This window comes from Tsukamurella paurometabola DSM 20162 (assembly GCF_000092225.1).
Taxonomy (GTDB): Bacteria; Actinomycetota; Actinomycetes; order Mycobacteriales; family Mycobacteriaceae; genus Tsukamurella; species Tsukamurella paurometabola.
In genome coordinates, this window is record NC_014158.1 from 3,232,601 (window position 1) to 3,250,699 (window position 18,099).

Sequence of the window (18,099 nt, forward strand, 5' to 3'; positions counted from 1 at the left end):
GTCGGCTAGCGCTCCCTCGAACGAACGCGGATGCCGCTGAGCGGAATCGACACCTCACCGGAGGGATCGGTGAAGAAGTCGTTGCCCTTGTCGTCGACGACGATGAAGGCGGGGAAGTTCTCGACCTCGATCTTCCACACCGCTTCCATACCGAGCTCGGGGTACTCGATGATCTCCTGGCTCTTGATGCAGTCCAGTGCGAGCCGGGCGGCCGGACCGCCGATCGAGCCGAGGTAGAACCCGCCGTGGCTGTCACACGCCTGGGTGACCTGCTTGGACCGGTTTCCCTTGGCCAGCATCACCATCGAGCCGCCCGCAGCCTGGAACTGATCGACGTAGCTGTCCATGCGTCCGGCGGTGGTGGGCCCGAAGGATCCGGACGCCATCCCCTCCGGGGTCTTGGCCGGACCGGCGTAGTACACGGGGTGATCGCGCAGGTACTGCGGCATCTCCTCGCCCGCGTCCAGGCGTTCCTTGATCTTGGCGTGCGCGATGTCGCGCGCGACCACCAGCGGGCCGGTGAGCGACAGGCGGGTCTTCACCGGGTACTTCGACAGCTCGGCGAGGATCTCGGGCATCGGCCGGTTCAGGTCGATCTCGACCACGGCACCGCCCTCGATGTCCTCTGCCACACCGGCGTCCGGCATGTACTGCGCCGGGTCGGTCTCCAGCTGCTCCAGGAAGACACCATCGGCGGTGATCTTGCCCAGGGCCTGGCGGTCGGCCGAGCAGGAGACGGCGATCGCGACGGGCAGCGAGGCGCCGTGTCGCGGCAGGCGCACCACGCGCACGTCGTGACAGAAGTACTTGCCGCCGAACTGCGCGCCGATACCGAAGGACTGGGTCAGTTCGAAGACCTTCTCCTCCAGCTCCTTGTCCCGGAAGCCATGCGCCGCCATGGATCCCGTCTCCGGCAGGTCGTCGAGGTAGTGCGCCGAGGCGTACTTGGCGGTCTTGAGCGCGAACTCGGCCGACGTGCCGCCGATCACGATCGCGAGGTGGTACGGCGGGCACGCCGCGGTGCCCAGCGAGCGGATCTTCTCGTCGAGGAAGGTCAGGATGCGGTCCGGATTGAGGATCGCCTTCGTCTCCTGGAACAGGAAGGACTTGTTGGCCGAGCCGCCCCCCTTGGCCATGAACAGGAACTTGTACTCCGGCCCCTTCGGCCCCTGCTCGGTGGCGTAGATCTCCACCTGGGCCGGCAGGTTGGTGCCGGTGTTCTTCTCCTCGTACATGGTGATCGGGGCGTTCTGCGAGTAGCGCAGGTTGAGCTTGGTGTACGCGTCGTAGACGCCGCGGGAGATCCACTCCCCGTCGTCCACGCCGGTCAGCACGCCCTCGCCCTTCTTGCCCATGACGATCGCCGTGCCCGTGTCCTGGCACATCGGCAGCACGCCACCGGCGGAGATGTTGACGTTCTTGAGCAGGTCGAGCGCCACGAAGCGGTCGTTGCCCGACGCCTCGGGATCGTCGATGATCTTCCGCAGCTGCTGCAGGTGCGCGGGCCGCAGGTAGTGACTGATGTCGTGCATCGCCTCCGCGGTCAACTGCTGCAGCGCCTCGGGCGCGACCTTGAGGAACGTCTGCCCGTCGACCTCAAAGGTCTCGACGCCTTCGGTCGTGATGAGCCGGTACGGCGTCGTATCGGGACCGATGGGGAGCAGGTCGGAATAGATGAATTCGGGGCTGGTCGAAGTCACCCATCGAGGGTATTCCCCGGCGTATCGGCCGGTCGGGTTAGGCTCCCCTACCTGCGCGAACCAGGCTCGACGGTGCGCCTCACCCCAGCGCCGCGAAGCCCAGCCCCGCTGCGCCGGCGGCGCACAGCCAGGTCCGGGCGACGTTCCAGGTACCCCAGGTGCCGGCGTACTGCGCCCAGTCGACCGTCCCCGCGGCCAGCCGCTGGTTGAGCGGCACGTTCACGGCCATCGTCGAGACGCAGGCGGCCACCGCGCACACCGCGGCGATCAGCGCGACGATCGCGGGGGCGTCGGGTCCGCCGGCCACCAGGCACCAGAGCGCCGCTGCGACGGCGAGCACGGGGGCCAGGAGGAACAGGGCGATGAACGGTGGCCGCTCCACGGCCGCGTTCATCCGGACCATCGCAGCGCCGCCGTCGGCCTGGCCGCGCTGACCGGCGATCACCGTGGCGTACGCGAAGTAGAAGCCGGCCAGCACCGCATTGACCAGGGCCGCCGCCACGAGCAGCGCGTGCATCGTCATGGCTATCAGCATCCCCCTCGGGCGCACCGTCGGGAAGGGGAACGCTAGACGAACCCGAAGAGCGGGCCGAAGGCGAGCGTGACGATCGCCGCCCACGCCGCGTAGGCGGGCAGCGTGGTCGTCTGCCACCGCTCGATCGCGGCGAAGTCCCTGCTCCCCCGTACGAATCCGAAGCCCAGTACCGCCGCCCGCACGAGGATCACCAGCAGGATCAGGTTCAGCCCCAATGCCGCGGCCTTGTTGGGTGAGGTGCCGAACTCCGCGGTCCGGGTGACCATCGCGACCAGCACTATCAGGTCCACGGCGACCGCCGCGACCACCAGCGCCACCTGCAACCGGTCGAAGACGTCAGGGCGGCGCCGGGGATCGCGCGCCGAGACCGCGTACAACAGCAGCCCCACCACCAGCACCAGCACCACAGTCATCAGCACCAGCAGATCGCGGTCGGCACCGATCAGACCCGGCCTCGAGGCGAAGGCACCGAGCACCACGAGCAGCATCAGCACCGTGATCGGAGTGAAGATCCGGGTCAGCACGGGCGCGATGTTCTCGATCACCTCCTGTTTCGCCTCCACCAACCATGCCGCCACCAGAACCGCGCCGCCGATGCAGACCGGGAGCGCCCATTCGGTGACCGGCACCTCCGCGTCGAGCCCGACGGTGGCGAGCGCGCCGATCGTCAGAGCGGTGATGGCACCGCCGCCGAGCGCGATGAGCAGAAAGTAGATGAGGAACTCGCCGGTGAACCGTACGAAATCCATCCGCCGCGGCGCCGATCGCCAGGCCCCACCGGTGTAGGCGACGCCCACGCCGAACCACAGCACCACCGGCGCGGCCATCACGGACAGGGTCTCCGTGGAGCCGCCGGCGACGAACGGGTACGCGGCGAGCAATGCCGCCAGCACGGCGAAGCCGGCGAGCACCGCGGCAGCGAGGCGTACCGGCATCGCTCGCTTCCACGCGAAGTACCCCATGAGGAAGGGCGCGACCGCGAAACCCACGAAGCGCGGGGCGGCGTCACCGAGCAGGTGCAGGAGCACCAGCAACGCGAGCCCGGCACCGGCACCGAGGGCGAGCACCACCGGGAGTTCGCCGCGGCGCCCGGAGCTCTCGTCGGCGCTGCCGAGCACCAGTTGCTTCCACAGCCGGTCGGAGTGTTCCCGGGCGAACTCGTGTGCCACGGCGTCGGCGGCACCCATCCGTTTGACCGCCACCAGGAACGACTCCTCGCCGTCGAGGCCGCGCGCTTCGAGATCCGAGATCTGATCGCGCAGGTGGGATTCGAGCTCGTCCACCTCGTCGGCCCGCATCCGGCGCCGGCCCTCCAGATAGCCGCGCCACTGCACTATCTGCGCGTCGACGGTGCCGCTCATGCGAGCCCCGGCTGCGGCGCACCGTCGGACCAGAGACCGTCGAGGGCGGCGCTGACGACCCGCCACTGGTCGCGGCGCTCAGCGAGGGCCTCGCGGCCGGCGGGCGTGATGGCGTAGTGCTTGCGCCTGCGTCCGGTGTCGGCGACCTCCCACCGGGCCTCCACCAGCCCGAGACGTTCGAGCCGGTGCAACAGCGGGTACAGCATCCCGTCGGACCATTCCAGCCGCCCACCGGAGAGTTCCCGGATGCGGGTGAGGATCGCGTAGCCGTAGCTGTCGCCCCGGCTGAGGATGCTCAGCACCAACGGGGTCGCCGACGCGGCGACCAGATCCTTATCGATATGCACGACGACCTCCATACCTAGAACCGCTAGGTACAACATATACCTTGCGGTTCTAGGTATGGCAACGGCCGGGCCGGAGAATCAGGCGCCGGGCGCGAACTCCTCCAGCATCTCGGTGACCAGCGCTGCGATCGGCGAGCGCTCCGACCGGGTCAGCGTGACATGCGCGAACAGCGGATGCCCCTTGAGCTTCTCGATCACTGCGGCGACACCGTCGTGCCGGCCGACGCGCAGGTTGTCGCGCTGCGCCACATCGTGGGTCAGCACCACCCGGGATCCGGCGCCCAGGCGTGACAGCACCGTGAGCAGGACGTTGCGCTCCAGAGACTGAGCCTCGTCGACGATGACGAAGGAATCGTGCAGCGACCGGCCGCGGATGTGCGTGAGCGGCAGTACTTCCAGCATCCCGCGCGACATGACCTCGTCCATCACCTCGGGCGAGGCGAGCCCATCGAGGGTGTCGAAGACGGCCTGCGCCCACGGCCCCATCTTCTCGTTCTCGGTACCCGGCAGGTAGCCCAGATCCTGGCCGCCCACGGCGTACAGCGGCCGGAACACGACCACCTTGCGCTGAGTTCGCTTCTCCAGCACCGCCTCCAGGCCGGCGCACAGGGCCAGCGCCGACTTACCGGTACCGGCCTTACCGCCGAGCGAAACGATGCCCACCGACTCGTCGAGCAGCAGATCGAGCGCGACGCGCTGTTCGGCGCTGCGGCCGTGCAGCCCGAAGGCCTCCCGGTCTCCGCGCACCAGCTGCACCTGCTTATCGGCCGTGACCCGGCCGAGAGCGCTGGAGGTGCCGCCGAGCAGCCGCACGCCTGTGTTACACGGCAGTTCGCGGGCCGCATCGTGGTCGACCACACCGTCGGCGAAGAGGGAGTCGATGACCTGGGAACCCACTTCCAGCTCCTCCATGCCGGTCCAGCCGGAGGTCACCACATCCTGGGCGCGGTACTCGTCGGCATCGAGGCCCACGGCACCCGCCTTGACGCGCAGCGGGATGTCCTTGGACACCAGCGTCACCAGCTTGCCCTCGGCACGCAGGTTCAGTGCGCATGCCAGGATGCGGGCGTCGTTGGTCTCCGTGCGGAAGCCGACCGGAAGCACGGTGGGGTCGATGTGATTGAGCTCCACCTGCACGGTTCCGCCGCCCGGCGTGGGGATCGGCTGGTCGAGGCGGCCGTGTTCGAGCCTCATATCGTCGAGCATGCGCAGCGACTCGCGAGCGAACCAGCCCAGTTCGGCGTGGTGACGCTTGCCTTCGAGTTCACTGATCACCACGAGCGGGAGCACCACATCGTGCTCAGCGAAGCGGGTGATGGCCCAGGGATCGGACAGCAGGACGGAGGTGTCGAGCACGTACGTGCGTGTGGTCCCAGTAGTAGACACGGTGACGCTCCTAGCCTGCGCGGCGCCCACGCAAGCGTGTAGCTGCGGCCGGCCGGTTCCAAACGCCGTCGATGCGTAGGTGGCTACGCCTCGAGGACGAGGACCGGGGCCGGCCCTCTCGTGAGAACTGGTGATCCAGTCACGGTTGGAACCTCCCGGGACGAAATGCTTCCCCGCAATCCGTCACCGCCAAACTAACGCCGAACGCGCCGCGCGGCCCGGAGGCTGCGCGGCGCGTTCGTGAACAGTTCGTTACGGCCGTACTACAGGGCCAGAGCCCACCGCTCGAGCAGCCCGGAGATCAACTCGCGGTCACGCTCGGGAGTGCCGATCTCGGCCTCGACCACGATCCGGCGCGACTCGTCGAGTCCCTCGGCGGTCTCGGCACCGATCGCCGACACCGCCCGTGCCTGGCCCAGCAGGGCGTCCTTGGCATGGCCCTCGTTGACGTCGAGCGCCACGGCGAACAGCTCGGTCCAGTACTGCAGCTGCACACGATCATCGTGGGCGATCTTGCGCAGGGTGGTCACCAGGCCGGCCGGGGTGCCGTCGGTCTTCTCGGCGAAGTCGGCGAGCCGGTCGAAGTAGTCGGCGGAGAGCACCTCGTGCGTCATCACCATGGCTATCTGCTCAGCCACGTGCAGCTCATCGCGGGTGCCCTCGTACTGGCGGTAACCCCGGGTGACGGCTTCCAGGCGCCAGGCCTCCAGCTGCTCGACATCGAACGTGCGGCTGACGACGACATGATCGCGCAGTGAGATCGCGTGTCGGTTCTCCTCGGCGGTCCAGTGGCCGACGAACTTGCCCCAGTCCGAATCGATCAGGTGGTGCTGGGCGAGCAGGCGGTGGAACGACGGCAGGTGATCCTTCGTCAGCAGGCCGAGCACGAGCCCGTGCGCCACGACGGGGTGCACCTTCACATCGGCCGGATCGAAGTCCTCGCCGCCGAGGAAGGCGTAGTTGCGACCGTCGTCCCACGGGATGTAGTCGTGCGGCTGCCACGCATCACCTGCCTCGACGTAGGCGGCACGGATGTCCGGCAGCGCCTTGTCGATGGCGAGATTCAGGTCGTCCTCGGTGGTGGTGGAAGTCACCCGGACACTGTAGAGCAGCCGCTACCCGGCCTTCAAATCCCAGGTAGGGCCCTACAGGTACCCGAAACCAGGGTTCAGCGCGACAGCAGGCCCCAGTCCTCCAGGCCGTCGTACAGCGGCACCTCCAGTGCGAGCGCCGAGACGCGGGCGCGCAGCGCCGACAGGTCGGCGGCCTTCCCCAGCGCCAGCGCGGTTCCGATGATGTCGGCGACCTCGGTGAACTCGGCGGCGCCGAAGCCACGGCTCGCGAGCGCTGCGGTACCGATCCGCAGGCCGGAGGTGACCATCGGCGGACGCGGATCGAAGGGCACGGCGTTGCGGTTGACCGTGATCCCCACCTCGTGCAGCAGATCCTCGGCCTGTTGTCCGTCGAGATCGCTGTTGCGCAGATCGACGAGCACCAAGTGCACGTCGGTGCCGCCGGTGAGCACGGTGACGCCGGCGTCGGCCACGTCCTGTGCGGTGAGCCGCTCAGCGAGGATCTTCGCGCCCTCGAGAGTGCGCTGCTGCTTCTCGCGGAACTCCTCGGTACCGGCGACCTTGAGCGCCACGGCCTTGGCCGCGATCACGTGCATCAGCGGACCGCCCTGCTGGCCGGGGAAGACCGCGGAGTTGAGCTTCTTGGCCCACTCCTGCTTCGCCAGGATGATGCCCGAGCGGGGGCCGCCGAGGGTCTTGTGCACGGTCGAGCTGACCACATCGGCGTGCGGGACGGGGCTCGGGTGCAGACCTGCGGCGACGAGGCCCGCGAAGTGCGCCATATCGACCCACAGGTGCGCGCCCACCTCGTCGGCGATCGACCGGAACGCGGCGAAGTCGAGGTGCCGCGGGTAGGCGGACCAGCCGGCGACGATCACCTTGGGCTTGGAATCGAGGGCGATCTTGCGCACCTCGTCCATATCGACCCGGTGGTCCTCCTTCGAGACGCCGTAGAAAACGTTCTCGTAGAGCTTGCCGGAGAAGTTCAGGCGCATGCCGTGGGTGAGGTGGCCACCGTGCGCCAAGTCGAGGCCCATCAGGGTCTCGCCGGGCTCCATCAATGCCTGCAGGACGGCCGCATTGGCCTGTGCACCGGCGTGCGGCTGGACGTTGGCGAACTCGGCGCCGAACAACTCCTTGGCACGGTTGCGGGCCAGATCCTCGACCACGTCGACGTATTCGCAGCCACCGTAGTAACGACGCCCCGGGTAGCCCTCGGCGTACTTGTTGGTGAGCACGGAGCCCTGCGCCTGCAGCACGGCGCGCGGTACGAAGTTCTCCGAGGCGATCATCTCCAGCGTGTCGCGCTGGCGTGCCAGCTCGCCGTTCATGGCGGCTGCGACCTCGGGATCGAGTTCGGCGAGGGACGCTGTGTTCACGCTGGAGTCGCTCATGAGCTCATCCTAAGCGCCGCGTGGCTCTCGTCACCCGGCGGCCGGTGCTATCGCGGGACCGCCCGCCGCGGTCTCGCGCCGCAGTGCCGATGGGGTGAGCGGTTCGTCGAGCAGCCTGCGGAACCGGTCGAGCCGCGCGGGGCCCGGTTCGGAGAGCTCCAGCCACGTCCCGAGCAGTGCGAAGCCCTCGACGTAGGTGCTGATGTAGGCGCGCCACAGCGGCGAGCCGAGGAACCGCAGCGACTGCCGCGCCGACTTCTCCGTCGCCAGCCCCCAGCGCTGAAGGTAGGCGACCACCTCGTCGTCGGTGCCCCCGCGGTCGTGCAGCAACAGGGCGGCGTCCTGCCGCACGTGCAGCAGCCCGGCCGACGCCACCGAGATCGCCTCCGCCAACTCACCGTCGAAGGCGAGGCCGAGGTCGGCATAGATCTCCTGCGCCCACCGCCCCCACCCCGGTCCGATCGCGGCGCCGAGCGCGTGATCGGCCAGGCCCTCGGCCATGAGGCACTGCGGGGTGTTCACCAGGAAGATCGTCTGCTCCGGCTGGTTCTCGCCGTGTACCAGCCGCTGTTCTTTGCGGCAGTGCTCGGTGTGATGGCCCGGATAGGCCTCGTGCGCGATCAGGTGCGGTAGCGAGGACAGGTACTGCGGCAGGTCGCCGTTGACGGCCACCCGCGAGGTGTAGCCACCGAGGTAGTAGTTGAAGCCGGACCAGGGTTTGTCGTGCTCGATCTCGAAGGACACCGTCTCGGCGTCGGGCAACGGATAGCGCTCGCGGACCACCTCGCGCAGCGCTCCGGCCAGCGCTTCGACCACCTCGGGGACGCGTTCGGCGGGTGTCGCGAACCGGGCGCGCTGGTCGGCCATCCGCTCCTGGAGCGGCCCGGCTCCGGGAAGCAGGTCGTCGAGCCGGGCATGCGCGGCTTCGTACTCGGCGGTGTCGTGCGGGGCGATGTCGACGTCGAAATACGCCTTCACCTCATCGACGAAACCGACCGGCGCGCCGTCGAACTTGCGCGCAGAGCATTCGAGCGCGGCGACGTGCCCGCGGAGGAATGCGCGTCGCTGCTCCCCGAGCGAGGTGTCGGCGTCGATCTCACGCAGCAGGTCGCGGGCCTGGGAGGCGAGTTCGGACGGGATCGGCGGTGCCTCCTGGGCGACGGCCCGACGGTGCTGCGGGTCGCCGAAGTAGGCGTCGACGAAGCCCTCCTCGATCCGGTCGAATCGCAGGCCGAGACGCAGGTAGCGGTCGGTGACGGTGAGCTCGCGCATGCCCGCAGGATACTGCCGTGCGGACGCCCCGCACCGGTCGTGCCAGACTGGGAACATGTCAGCCCCGGCGTGTCGCGGAGTCGTCGCGTGAGCGAACCGAGTCCGTACATCGAGCTGGACCGCACGCAGTGGCGCGAGCTGCGGCAGTCGACGCCGCTGTCGCTGACCGAAGAAGATCTCAATCACCTGCGGGGCCTGGGCGAACAGATCGACCTCGCGGAGGTCGCCGAGGTCTACCTTCCCGTCTCCCGTCTGATCCACCTCCAGGTGGCGGCCCGGCAGCGGCTGTACGCCGCCACCGCGACCTTCCTCGGCGAGCGGCGCGATGAGGGACAGGTGCCCTTCGTGATCGGCGTCGCCGGTTCGGTGGCGGTGGGCAAGTCGACCACTGCGCGCGTGTTGCAAGCACTCCTGGCGCGGTGGGATTCACACCCCCGGGTCGATCTGGTGACCACCGACGGTTTCCTCTATCCCACCGCCGAACTGGAACGCCGCGGCATCATGCACCGCAAGGGATTCCCCGAGTCCTACGACCGGCGGGCCCTGCTGCGGTTCGTGACGGCGGTGAAGTCGGGCGCCGAGGACGTGACCGCGCCGGTGTACTCGCACCAGCTCTACGACATCGTGCCGAACGAGTTCATCCACGTGCGGCGGCCCGACATCCTGATCGTGGAGGGCCTCAACGTACTGCAGACCGGTCCGCGGCTGATGGTCTCGGACCTGTTCGACTTCTCCGTGTACGTGGACGCGCGGATCGAGGACATCGAGCGCTGGTACGTGGACCGGTTCCTCTCGATGCGGACCACCTCGTTCGCCGATCCGGCGTCGCACTTCCACCACTACGCCGGCCTGTCCGACATCGAGGCGCGCGACCGCGCCGAGGGCATCTGGGCGGGCATCAACCGGCCCAATCTGGTGCAGAACATCCTGCCGACCCGGCCGCGGGCGACGCTGGTGCTACGCAAGGACTCCGATCACTCCATCAACCGGGTGCGGCTGCGCAAACTCTGATCACCCGCCTACGATCAGCTGTCATGACCCGTCCCGGCGCCTCGCTGTCCGAGCTGTTGCTCAAGGCCGGTGCCCGCACCGATGTCAGCGATGCCGACGCCGGGGTCTACCGTGCGGCACTGACGGTGCTCGGCACCGCCGGAACCCGGAAGACCACCGTCGAAGCGATCGCCGCCGAAACCGGTATGAACCGGATGACCCTGTTCCGCCGGTTCGGCTCGAAGGACGAGATCCTCGCCGCCGCGCTCGCCTGGTCGCTGGGGCGACTGTTCACCCAGACCGCGGAGGTGGTGGCCCGCACCCCCGATGTGGCCGAGCGGATCGAGGAGGTGTTCGTGCTCTGCTGTCGATTCGGGCGCACTCTGCTGCCGATCTCGTCGCCCGAGGAGCGCGCCGCCCTCTTCGCCGATGAGCGGCTCGATCCGGTGGGGCACGGTATCCGGTTCGTCACCGCGATCATGGCGCAGGAACACGGTGCAGACGCGGTCCCGGAGGGCCACACCGAGATTCGTGCGGATGCGCTGGTGCGCATCACCGCCGCCTGCTTCGCCATCGCGCCCGCGCCGTTCGACCTGGAGGACGACGGGGCCGCACGCGCCTACGCGCGCACGGCGCTCGTACCGCTGGCCGTCGACTGACCGGCCCGCGCAGCGACAAGGGTCAGCCGAACGGGCATCCCGACGCGGCGCGGGCCTCGCGATTGCGCCGGAATGCGGTGAAGTCGGGGAGATCCCGGGCCTTCATCGCGCGCAGCGCGCGGGCCTTGCCACGCGCGTAGTAGGCCAGCGGCGTGTACCCGACCCGCTCGGGAATCACCTTGTAGGCCTGGCGGATCGCAGCAGTCACGGCGCGGTAGGCGAGCTCCTCGCGGCGACTCCACGTGACGCCCAGGATCTCGCGAACCTCGGGCCGCAGGACACCCACGGTGAGCAGGTACACCGCGCGGTTCACGGACATCCCGAGCGGTGTGAGCGCGGGTTCGATCGCGCGGAGGAACGGGCCCGCCTCCGGCGGCAGGGGCGGGCGGCCGTGCGCGAAATCATCGAGGAACTGCAGGGCGCCGGGATGCGCTGTCAGCGTCGGCAGCATGTCCTCGTAGTACTGGGCGAAGGCCTCCCGCTCCCACGGGACGGCACCGTCGGGCACCTGGACGATCGCGGCGATCTTGCGCGAGTCGTCGAAGAGCTCGTCGATCTCCGCATCGGTGAGCGGGCGGCCCAGGCTCCGCGGCAGGGAGTCGATGCCGGTGATGGTTCCGGTGGCGATCACCCACCCGTACGCCTCCGGATTGAGGGCGCTGATGTGCTGCCCCTCGGCATTGCGCATCTGCAGCGGCTGATGCTGAGCGCGGAGCCGGTAGCCCTCCTCGACCGCCGCATCCTCTCCGAAGTACCAGCGCTGCACCGAGTCCATCGAGCGGATGGCGCGGCCGACCGGGTCGGTGTAGGCCACGCTGAACTCGCCCACGATATCGCCGATCACCGGGTGCATCAGCTGCATCACGAAGGCGGCGCCATTGATCGGCAGGAAGGACCACTGCCCGGCGACGGTGCCACTGATCCCCAGCGGGTCCACGAACGGCGATGCCGGGCCGTATCTGTCCGGCGCGGGCGCGGTCCCGTGGTCCGGGACGAGTTCGCGCTCGGGGGTTTCCACCTGCGTCATGACGCCTCCTCTGTTACAACTTATGCCTGAATCGTAACAGCGAGTGGCGCGCATCACCACGCGGAATGATAGAAATCTTTCGCATTCCCCTCAGGTGTGTTGCCCGCTCACGCACCGAACCGACGGTGCCGGGCCGCGTAGTCACGCAGCGCACGCAGGAAATCGACCCGCCGGAACTCGGGCCAGTAGGCCTCGGTGAACCAGATCTCGCTGTAGGCGCTCTGCCACAGCAGGAAGCCGGAGAGCCGCTGCTCCCCCGAGGTACGGATCACCAGGTCGGGATCGGGCTGACCCGAGGTGTACAGGTGCTGGTCGATGCCCTCGACGGTGACGGCATCGGCCAGTTCCTCCGCGGATGCGCCCTCGCGGAGCTTCTCATCGAGCAGCGAGTGCACCGCGTCCACGATCTCCTTGCGGCCGCCGTACCCCACCGCCACGTTGACGTGAGCGCCCGTACGGCCCTTGGTGCCCTCCGCGGCGGCCGTCAACCGGCGAGCCGCGGCCTCGGGCAGCAGGTCCATAGCGCCCACGATCTTCACCGACCAGTTCTTGTCGGGTCCGGAGATCTCCTCGACCACATCGGTGATGATCTCCAGCAGGGCCGCAAGTTCCTCGGGGTCGCGGCGCAGGTTCTCGGTGGAGAGCAGATAGATCGTGGCGAGCTCGACCCCCGCCTCGTCGCACCACTCCAGCATCTCGGCGATCTTCTTCGCGCCCATGCGGTAACCGTGGCTGACGTCATCGAATCCGGCTGCCCGAGCCCAGCGACGATTACCGTCGCACAGCACCGCGACGTGCCGGGGACGCTGCGCACCGTCGCGGTACGCGGCCGTCAGATCGCTGATCAGGCGCCGTTCGTAGAGCGCGTATGCGGGGGCCACGAGCTTGCGTGCGGGCCCGGTCGGGAGCGATACGGAGCGCAGCGACGCGGGAAGTCTGGGGGCACTCACCACGCGAGCAACCCTACCGCTGGAACCTGTGGGTTCCCAGGTGCTTCAGTCGTGCGCGGCGTAGATGGCCGCGGCCAGCTCGGTGCGCAGGGCCTGGAATTCGGGCGTACCGGTCACGGACGGATCACGCACCACATCCGGCCCGTCCCCCGGCAGCTCCACCTTCCGGTCGATGACGACGCGGCCGGGCCGGGCACTCATCACCAGGACCCGGGTACTCAGGAAGACTGCTTCGTCGACGGAGTGCGTGATGAAGACGATGGTCTTTCCGGCGCCCCGCCAGATCTTGAGCAGGTCCACCTGCAGCCGCTCGCGGGTGAGCGCGTCGAGCGCGCCGTACGGCTCGTCCATCAGCACGATCGCAGGATCGTTGACCAGCACCCGGGCGATCTGCGCCCGCTGCTGCATGCCGCCGGACAACTCGTACGGGCGCTTGTCTCCGAAGTCGCCGAGCCCCACCAGATCCAGCAGCTTCTGCGCCTGCTCCCGGCGCTCGGTCTTGCCGACTCCGCTCACCTTGGGCCCGAACTCGACGTTGCCGCGCACCGTGAGCCACGGGTACAGGGTGGGGGCCTGAAAGACCACTCCGCGGTCGGCCGACGGTGCGGTGACCTTCGACCCGCCCACCTCGACGATGCCCGCGGTGGGGTCCTCGAAACCTGCGATGAGCCGCAGCAGGGTGGTCTTACCGCACCCCGACGGGCCGACGATGGACACGAACTCGCCCGGTTCGATCGTCAGATCGGTGGGCTGCAGGGCGACGGTCTTGCCGCTGGCGGTGTCGTAGGTCTTGCCCACACCGGTCAGCTCGACCCGTTCGGTCTCGCTCATTTCACTGCCTCCCCGTACACACCGTCGGTGTAGTGCTGCGCCGGGCCGACGCCCTGCACCTGGCCCTGTTGGAGCAGGAACTCCGCGGTCTTGCGGATGTCGGCGCCGAGCTGGCCGCCCAGATAGTCGGGGCCGGCCTGCGTGGCCCGGTCGAAGTAGGCGTAGCCCTTGATCTGCGTGAGCACCTGCTCCAGGGGCACGCCGAGCTGGCCGGCGATGTGCTCGGCGGCCTTGTTCGGGTCGGTGTTGAGCAGGTTCGCCGCCCATCCCTGGGCCGCGCTCCAGGCCTTGAGGAAGGCCGGGTTGTCCTTGACGAAGTCCCCGCGCGCGCCTTCGAGGTCGAAGGTCGGTGCACCCTGCTCCGCGACCTTCGCGCTGTCGGTGACCGGGTTTCCCTTGAGCTGGCTCAGCGTGGGCTCCCAGATGTAGGTGGCGTCGATCTGCCCACCGCTCCAGGCCCCGCGGATGGCATCGGGGGCCAGGTTGATCACCTGAGCGTCGGTGACACCGGCCTTGTCGAGGGCGGTGAGCAGGCTGTAGTGCGCTGTGGAGGCGAAGGGCACGGCGATCCGCTTACCCCTCAGATCCCCGACGGTCTTCACGGCCGGGTCCTTGGCGACCAGCGATTCCGCGGCGCCGATCCGGTCCTGGATCCAGATCACCTTCATGTCGATGTTGAGCGGCGCCGACAAGGCCTTCGCGGCGGGCGCACTCCCCAGCAGCCCGATGTCGAGGGAGTTGGCGCCGAAGGCCTGGATCACGTCGCCGCCGGAGGAGAACTTGCTCCACACCGTCTTCACGTTGGGCAGGCAGGTGTTCAGGAGGCCGGTGTCCTTGACGATGAGGTCACCGTTCGGGATCTCCTGCCAGCCGATGCGGACCGTCCCCGTGACCGACGGATCGGGCGCGACGGGGCACGGCGTGGCGCCGCCGATCGACCGGGACTGCTCGGGCCGTCCGGATTCGACGATGCAGCCCGAGAGCGTGAGCCCGATGGCGACGAGAGCGGCGGCCTTCAGGGCTCCGGTGCTAGCCCCGGTGGCGCGGCGGATCATGCCTTCCCCTTCCACGGAACGAGCAGCACGCCGATCCATTTGATGAGTGCGTCCAGCGCGAGCGCGGTGACGCCGATGACGATGATGCAGGCGATGGTCAGCGGCGTGTTGAGCTGCTGACCGGCCAGGTAAGCGAGGCCGCCGATCCCGGGGATGCCGTTGTTGAGCTCGGCCGCGACCACGGTGGTCCAGGCGAAGCCGACGGCGATCCGGATGCCGTTGATCACCTCGGGCAGAGTGGCCGGGACGACCACGCCGCGCACGGTCTGCAACCGGTTGGCGCCGAGCGCGCGGGCCGCGTTGATCTGGTCGACGCTCACGCCCTGGACGCCGTTCACCGTGGAGATGGCGATGGCGGGAAAAGCGGCGAGGAACAGCAGCCAGATCTTCGAGGTGTCGCCGATGCCGAACCACACGATGAGCAGGCCGATGTACCCGAGTGGCGGTAGTGCGCGCAAGAAGTTCAGGTAGGGCTCGATGATGGTGTTGATCGTCTTCGAGGTGCCCATCGCGAAGCCGAGGAGCGGGCCCAGGATGATCGCGGCACCGACGCCGGCGAAGATCCGCTGCAGACTGGCGACCAGGTGCTCCCACAGGAAGTAGTTCTGTTCGCCGAGTACCTCACGCGGCACGCCGGGCGCCACCTGATGCCAGGTGCTCGCACGGACGGCTGCGTCCCACACGGCCTTCGGTGTGGGGAGGAACTTCTCGTCGATCAGGTGAAGACCGCTGATCAGCCACCACACCGCGAGGAACGCGAGCAGGGCGATGATCCGCACGAGCCACGAACGGACCGCCTCCGGGAGGGGTTCGATCACGGCGTTCTTCACCCGCAGCAGCGGGGGCTCTCCAGCCATGAACGTCCTCTCGGTCCGGCCTACCCGCGTCGGGCGGCACGGTGACGTGACCTTTCCAGATCCCGATCCCCTGGTACAGGGTTTCGATCTGATTGGGTTGAGACCCCGCTCAGACGTTCCTGCGGTGCACGTCGCGGGCGCTCACCTGATCCCTCGCCAGGATCGTGATGTTGTCGATGTTCACGTGCGGGGGACGGGTCACGGCCCACGTGACGGCGTCGGCGATGTCGTCGGCGTGCAGATTGTCGACACCCTCGTAGACCTTGGCGGCCCCGTCCACATCACCGCGGAGCCGCACGATCGAGAACTCGGTCTCGACCAGCCCGGGGTCGATCTCGATCACCCGGATCGGCTCGCCCTTGAGTTCGAGCCGCAGGGCGCGGGTCACGGCGCGCGCACCGAACTTCGCGGCGTTGTACCCGGCCCCCGTGGCGTAGGCCTCGTGGGCGGCGATGGAGCCGATGGTCACCACGCTGGCCGACGGTGACTGCCGCAGCTTGGGCAGCAACCGCTGAGTGACGCGCAGGATCGACAGCACGTTGATGTCGTACATGCGCAGCCAGTCCGCTTCGTGCGCAGCGTCGATCGTCTCGGTGCCGATGGCGCCGCCGGCATTGTTGACGAGCACGTCGACGGCGGGAATCGCGTCGGTGAAGGCCGTCACCGACTCCACGTCGGTCACATCCAGCGGCAGCGCGGTCACGATCCGCTCGGGGAACTCGGCTTCCAGCTGCGCCTTGAGGTCTTCGAGGCGTTCGAGCCGGCGGGCCCCGATCACGACGTCGAATCCCGCGCGCACGAGGTGTCGCGCAGTCGCGGCCCCGATCCCACTGCTCGCTCCAGTGACGACGGCGACTTCACTCACGGGTACTCCTCGGCTCGGCGGGCGGTACGGACTCGCGGTACACCGATCACCGTAACGCCGTGGGCAGCCCCACGTCCCATCGGTGATGCTCGGCATCGTGCAGGGCGTATCGGGCGAAGGAGTCGACAGTGAACGCGGAACCGTTGCTACGCAGGCCCCGCCGCTTCCACTGGTCCTCGCGCACGCAGCGGTAGGAGTCGGCGAACACCGCCGCGGCCGACGCCAGTTCGCGGGCCACCTCGGCCGCGTCCTGGGCGGCGTAATCGTCCTCGATCGCAGTGGCGTCCTGATCCCAGTTGGCGAACCGGGCGCCGTCCGCAGCGGCCTCGTCGTAACCCAGCATCAGATGCAGGCGCGCATTCATGATCCGGTACACATCGCGCAGGTGGCAGCCGTATTCCAGCGCCGACCAGACGCCCTCCTCAGGGCGCACACCCGCATCGGGTCGTGCAAGCACGGTGTCCCAATCGACAGCGGAGCGGGCGATGCGATCACCGACGTCGGTGCGGCGCACCGTTGCCGGGTCGTACCCGCATTCCGGGCACGCCCGCTCCATCACCCACGTCCAGTCCTTGGAATCCGGTGTGATCGCCACACCCCGAATCTACTGCGCCACCGCTGTGGCCAGATCGCGCAACACCGAATCAGTGGTGGCGAAGTCCATGCACTTGTCGGTCACGGACTGGCCGTACACCAGCGGCCCCGGGCCGGGCTGCTGCGCGCCGGCGACGAGGAAGGATTCCAGCATGATGCCGCTGATGCCCTTCTCTCCGCCGCGGATCCGGGCGGCGATCTCACGCGCCACCTCAGCCTGCCGGACGTGATCCTTACCCGAGTTGGCGTGCGAGGCGTCCACCATGAGCGACGGTGCGATACCGGCCTTCTCCAGCGCGGTGACGGCGGCGGTCACCGAATCGGCGTCGAAGTTCGGACCGATGCGCCCGCCGCGAAGGATGATGTGGCAGTTGTCGTTCCCTGCGGTCTCGACGATGGCGGCGACACCCTCGTCGTCGGTGCCGAAGAACACGTGGCGGGCGGCGGCGGCGCGGACGCCGTCGATCGCGACCTGCACATTGCCGTCGGTGGCGTTCTTGAAACCGATCGGCATGGACAGGCCCGACGCCAGTTGGCGGTGCACCTGCGATTCGGTGGTGCGAGCGCCGATGGCGCCCCACGCCACGGTGTCCGCGATGTACTGCGGGCTGGTGGGCTCGAGGAATTCGCAGCCCACCGGCAGTCCGATCTCCAGAATGTCGAGCAGCAGCTGCCGTGCGGTACGCAGGCCGCGCGGAACGTCGTAGCTCTCGTCCATACCGGGATCGTTGATCAGGCCCTTCCAGCCCACCGTGGTGCGTGGCTTTTCGAAGTAGACGCGCATCACGATCAGCAGCTCGTCGGCGAGCTCATCGGCGATCGGCTTGAGCCTGCGCGCGTAGTCGAGGGCGGCCTCGGGATCGTGGACGGAGCACGGCCCGACCACGACCAGCAGCCGCTCGTCGCGGCCGGCGATCACATCGGCGATGGCGGTGCGGTCGGCCTCGACCTGTGCGGCCAGACGCGCCGCCAGCGGCAGTTCGTCCATCAGCGCGACGGGCGAGGGGATGGCGTGGAACGCGGCGACCCGACGATTCGATGTGGACGCCGGACTCTCAAGCTCGATGGTCATGTGAACCTTCCTGGTGTCGTGCGGCACCAGAGGGAACGCCCGGTGCCAATGAAAAAGGCAGCGAGAGATCTCGCTGCCTGGGCTCCGGGTTGTGTGCGGCTGACGTTATCCGCGCATGTGCGCTTCACCGC

At 68.5% G+C, this 18,099-nt stretch carries 18 protein-coding genes; 2 read left to right on the plus strand and 16 right to left on the minus strand.

What is annotated here, in order from left to right; translation table 11 throughout:
• Positions 1 to 5 precede the first annotated feature (5 nt).
• The 8 genes from TPAU_RS15620 to TPAU_RS15655 form a co-directional block, all read right to left on the minus strand.
• Positions 6 to 1,700, minus strand: coding sequence for a fumarate hydratase (locus tag TPAU_RS15620; RefSeq protein WP_013127718.1), 1,695 nt, complete (start codon positions 1,698 to 1,700; stop codon positions 6 to 8).
• 79 nt (positions 1,701 to 1,779) lie between these two features.
• On the minus strand, positions 1,780 to 2,223 hold the full coding sequence (locus tag TPAU_RS15625; protein WP_013127719.1) for an anthrone oxygenase family protein: 444 nt from the start codon (positions 2,221 to 2,223) through the stop codon (positions 1,780 to 1,782).
• 44 nt (positions 2,224 to 2,267) lie between these two features.
• Entirely contained in the window at positions 2,268 to 3,596 is a 1,329-nt protein-coding gene (locus TPAU_RS15630) for a permease prefix domain 1-containing protein (RefSeq protein WP_013127720.1), read from the minus strand.
• Positions 3,593 to 3,943, minus strand: coding sequence for a PadR family transcriptional regulator (locus tag TPAU_RS15635; protein WP_041945151.1), 351 nt, complete (start codon positions 3,941 to 3,943; stop codon positions 3,593 to 3,595). Before TPAU_RS15635 ends, TPAU_RS15630 begins: the two co-directional genes overlap by 4 nt.
• Before the next feature lie 78 nt (positions 3,944 to 4,021).
• A complete protein-coding gene (phoH2, locus tag TPAU_RS15640; protein WP_013127722.1) occupies positions 4,022 to 5,329 on the minus strand; it encodes an RNA 5'-3' helicase PhoH2 in 1,308 nt (435 codons plus the stop codon).
• A 263-nt stretch (positions 5,330 to 5,592) separates the two neighbouring features.
• Entirely contained in the window at positions 5,593 to 6,423 is an 831-nt protein-coding gene (locus TPAU_RS15645; RefSeq protein ID WP_013127723.1) for an acyl-ACP desaturase, read from the minus strand.
• 74 nt (positions 6,424 to 6,497) lie between these two features.
• Positions 6,498 to 7,796: a serine hydroxymethyltransferase gene (gene glyA, locus TPAU_RS15650; RefSeq protein WP_013127724.1), complete on the minus strand. Its 1,299-nt coding sequence runs from the start codon at positions 7,794 to 7,796 to the stop codon at positions 6,498 to 6,500.
• Between the two features lie 30 nt (positions 7,797 to 7,826).
• Positions 7,827 to 9,068, minus strand: coding sequence for a DUF885 domain-containing protein (locus TPAU_RS15655; protein ID WP_013127725.1), 1,242 nt, complete (start codon positions 9,066 to 9,068; stop codon positions 7,827 to 7,829).
• A gap of 69 nt (positions 9,069 to 9,137) precedes the next feature.
• Between TPAU_RS15655 and coaA the strand changes: the two genes are divergently transcribed.
• A complete protein-coding gene (gene coaA, locus TPAU_RS15660; RefSeq protein WP_245537803.1) occupies positions 9,138 to 10,079 on the plus strand; it encodes a type I pantothenate kinase in 942 nt (313 codons plus the stop codon).
• A gap of 23 nt (positions 10,080 to 10,102) precedes the next feature.
• Positions 10,103 to 10,717 carry a TetR/AcrR family transcriptional regulator gene (locus TPAU_RS15665; RefSeq protein WP_013127727.1) on the plus strand — a complete coding sequence of 205 codons (615 nt, stop codon included), beginning with the start codon at positions 10,103 to 10,105 and terminating at the stop codon, positions 10,715 to 10,717.
• 22 nt (positions 10,718 to 10,739) lie between these two features.
• On the opposite strand, the gene TPAU_RS15670 is transcribed toward TPAU_RS15665, so the two are convergent.
• From TPAU_RS15670 to TPAU_RS15705, 8 genes are all read right to left on the minus strand, one after another.
• Positions 10,740 to 11,744 carry an oxygenase MpaB family protein gene (locus TPAU_RS15670; protein ID WP_013127728.1) on the minus strand — a complete coding sequence of 335 codons (1,005 nt, stop codon included), beginning with the start codon at positions 11,742 to 11,744 and terminating at the stop codon, positions 10,740 to 10,742.
• Between the two features lie 107 nt (positions 11,745 to 11,851).
• The gene (locus TPAU_RS15675; RefSeq protein ID WP_041945154.1) at positions 11,852 to 12,625 is read right to left on the minus strand and encodes an isoprenyl transferase; all 774 of its coding nucleotides are present in this window, start codon (positions 12,623 to 12,625) and stop codon (positions 11,852 to 11,854) included.
• A 114-nt stretch (positions 12,626 to 12,739) separates the two neighbouring features.
• On the minus strand, positions 12,740 to 13,525 hold the full coding sequence (locus tag TPAU_RS15680) for an ABC transporter ATP-binding protein (protein WP_013127730.1): 786 nt from the start codon (positions 13,523 to 13,525) through the stop codon (positions 12,740 to 12,742).
• A complete protein-coding gene (locus TPAU_RS15685) occupies positions 13,522 to 14,580 on the minus strand; it encodes a taurine ABC transporter substrate-binding protein (RefSeq protein WP_013127731.1) in 1,059 nt (352 codons plus the stop codon). The genes TPAU_RS15680 and TPAU_RS15685 overlap by 4 nt, the downstream gene beginning before the upstream one ends.
• A complete protein-coding gene (locus tag TPAU_RS15690) occupies positions 14,577 to 15,437 on the minus strand; it encodes an ABC transporter permease (RefSeq protein WP_013127732.1) in 861 nt (286 codons plus the stop codon). The genes TPAU_RS15685 and TPAU_RS15690 overlap by 4 nt, the downstream gene beginning before the upstream one ends.
• Before the next feature lie 109 nt (positions 15,438 to 15,546).
• Positions 15,547 to 16,302: an SDR family NAD(P)-dependent oxidoreductase gene (locus tag TPAU_RS15695; RefSeq protein ID WP_013127733.1), complete on the minus strand. Its 756-nt coding sequence runs from the start codon at positions 16,300 to 16,302 to the stop codon at positions 15,547 to 15,549.
• 46 nt (positions 16,303 to 16,348) lie between these two features.
• Complete coding sequence (locus tag TPAU_RS15700; RefSeq protein WP_013127734.1) at positions 16,349 to 16,897, minus strand: DinB family protein; 549 nt, start codon at positions 16,895 to 16,897, stop codon at positions 16,349 to 16,351.
• A 9-nt stretch (positions 16,898 to 16,906) separates the two neighbouring features.
• Positions 16,907 to 17,968, minus strand: coding sequence for a 3-deoxy-7-phosphoheptulonate synthase (locus tag TPAU_RS15705; protein WP_013127735.1), 1,062 nt, complete (start codon positions 17,966 to 17,968; stop codon positions 16,907 to 16,909).
• Positions 17,969 to 18,099: the final 131 nt, after the last annotated feature.

Bases quoted from the DNA above. Each gene is read 5' to 3' on its own strand.
- TPAU_RS15655 (WP_013127725.1), bottom strand. From the start codon at position 9,068: ATGCGCGAGCTCACCGTCACCGACCGCTACCTGCGTCTCGGCCTGCGA.
- TPAU_RS15670 (WP_013127728.1), bottom strand. From the start codon at position 11,744: ATGACGCAGGTGGAAACCCCCGAGCGCGAACTCGTCCCGGACCACGGG.
- TPAU_RS15690 (WP_013127732.1), bottom strand. From the start codon at position 15,437: ATGGCTGGAGAGCCCCCGCTGCTGCGGGTGAAGAACGCCGTGATCGAA.
- TPAU_RS15685 (WP_013127731.1), bottom strand. From the start codon at position 14,580: ATGATCCGCCGCGCCACCGGGGCTAGCACCGGAGCCCTGAAGGCCGCC.
- glyA (WP_013127724.1), bottom strand. From the start codon at position 7,796: ATGAGCGACTCCAGCGTGAACACAGCGTCCCTCGCCGAACTCGATCCC.
- TPAU_RS15630 (WP_013127720.1), bottom strand. From the start codon at position 3,596: ATGAGCGGCACCGTCGACGCGCAGATAGTGCAGTGGCGCGGCTATCTG.
- TPAU_RS15705 (WP_013127735.1), bottom strand. From the start codon at position 17,968: ATGACCATCGAGCTTGAGAGTCCGGCGTCCACATCGAATCGTCGGGTC.
- TPAU_RS15680 (WP_013127730.1), bottom strand. From the start codon at position 13,525: ATGAGCGAGACCGAACGGGTCGAGCTGACCGGTGTGGGCAAGACCTAC.
- TPAU_RS15665 (WP_013127727.1), top strand. From the start codon at position 10,103: ATGACCCGTCCCGGCGCCTCGCTGTCCGAGCTGTTGCTCAAGGCCGGT.
- TPAU_RS15625 (WP_013127719.1), bottom strand. From the start codon at position 2,223: ATGACGATGCACGCGCTGCTCGTGGCGGCGGCCCTGGTCAATGCGGTG.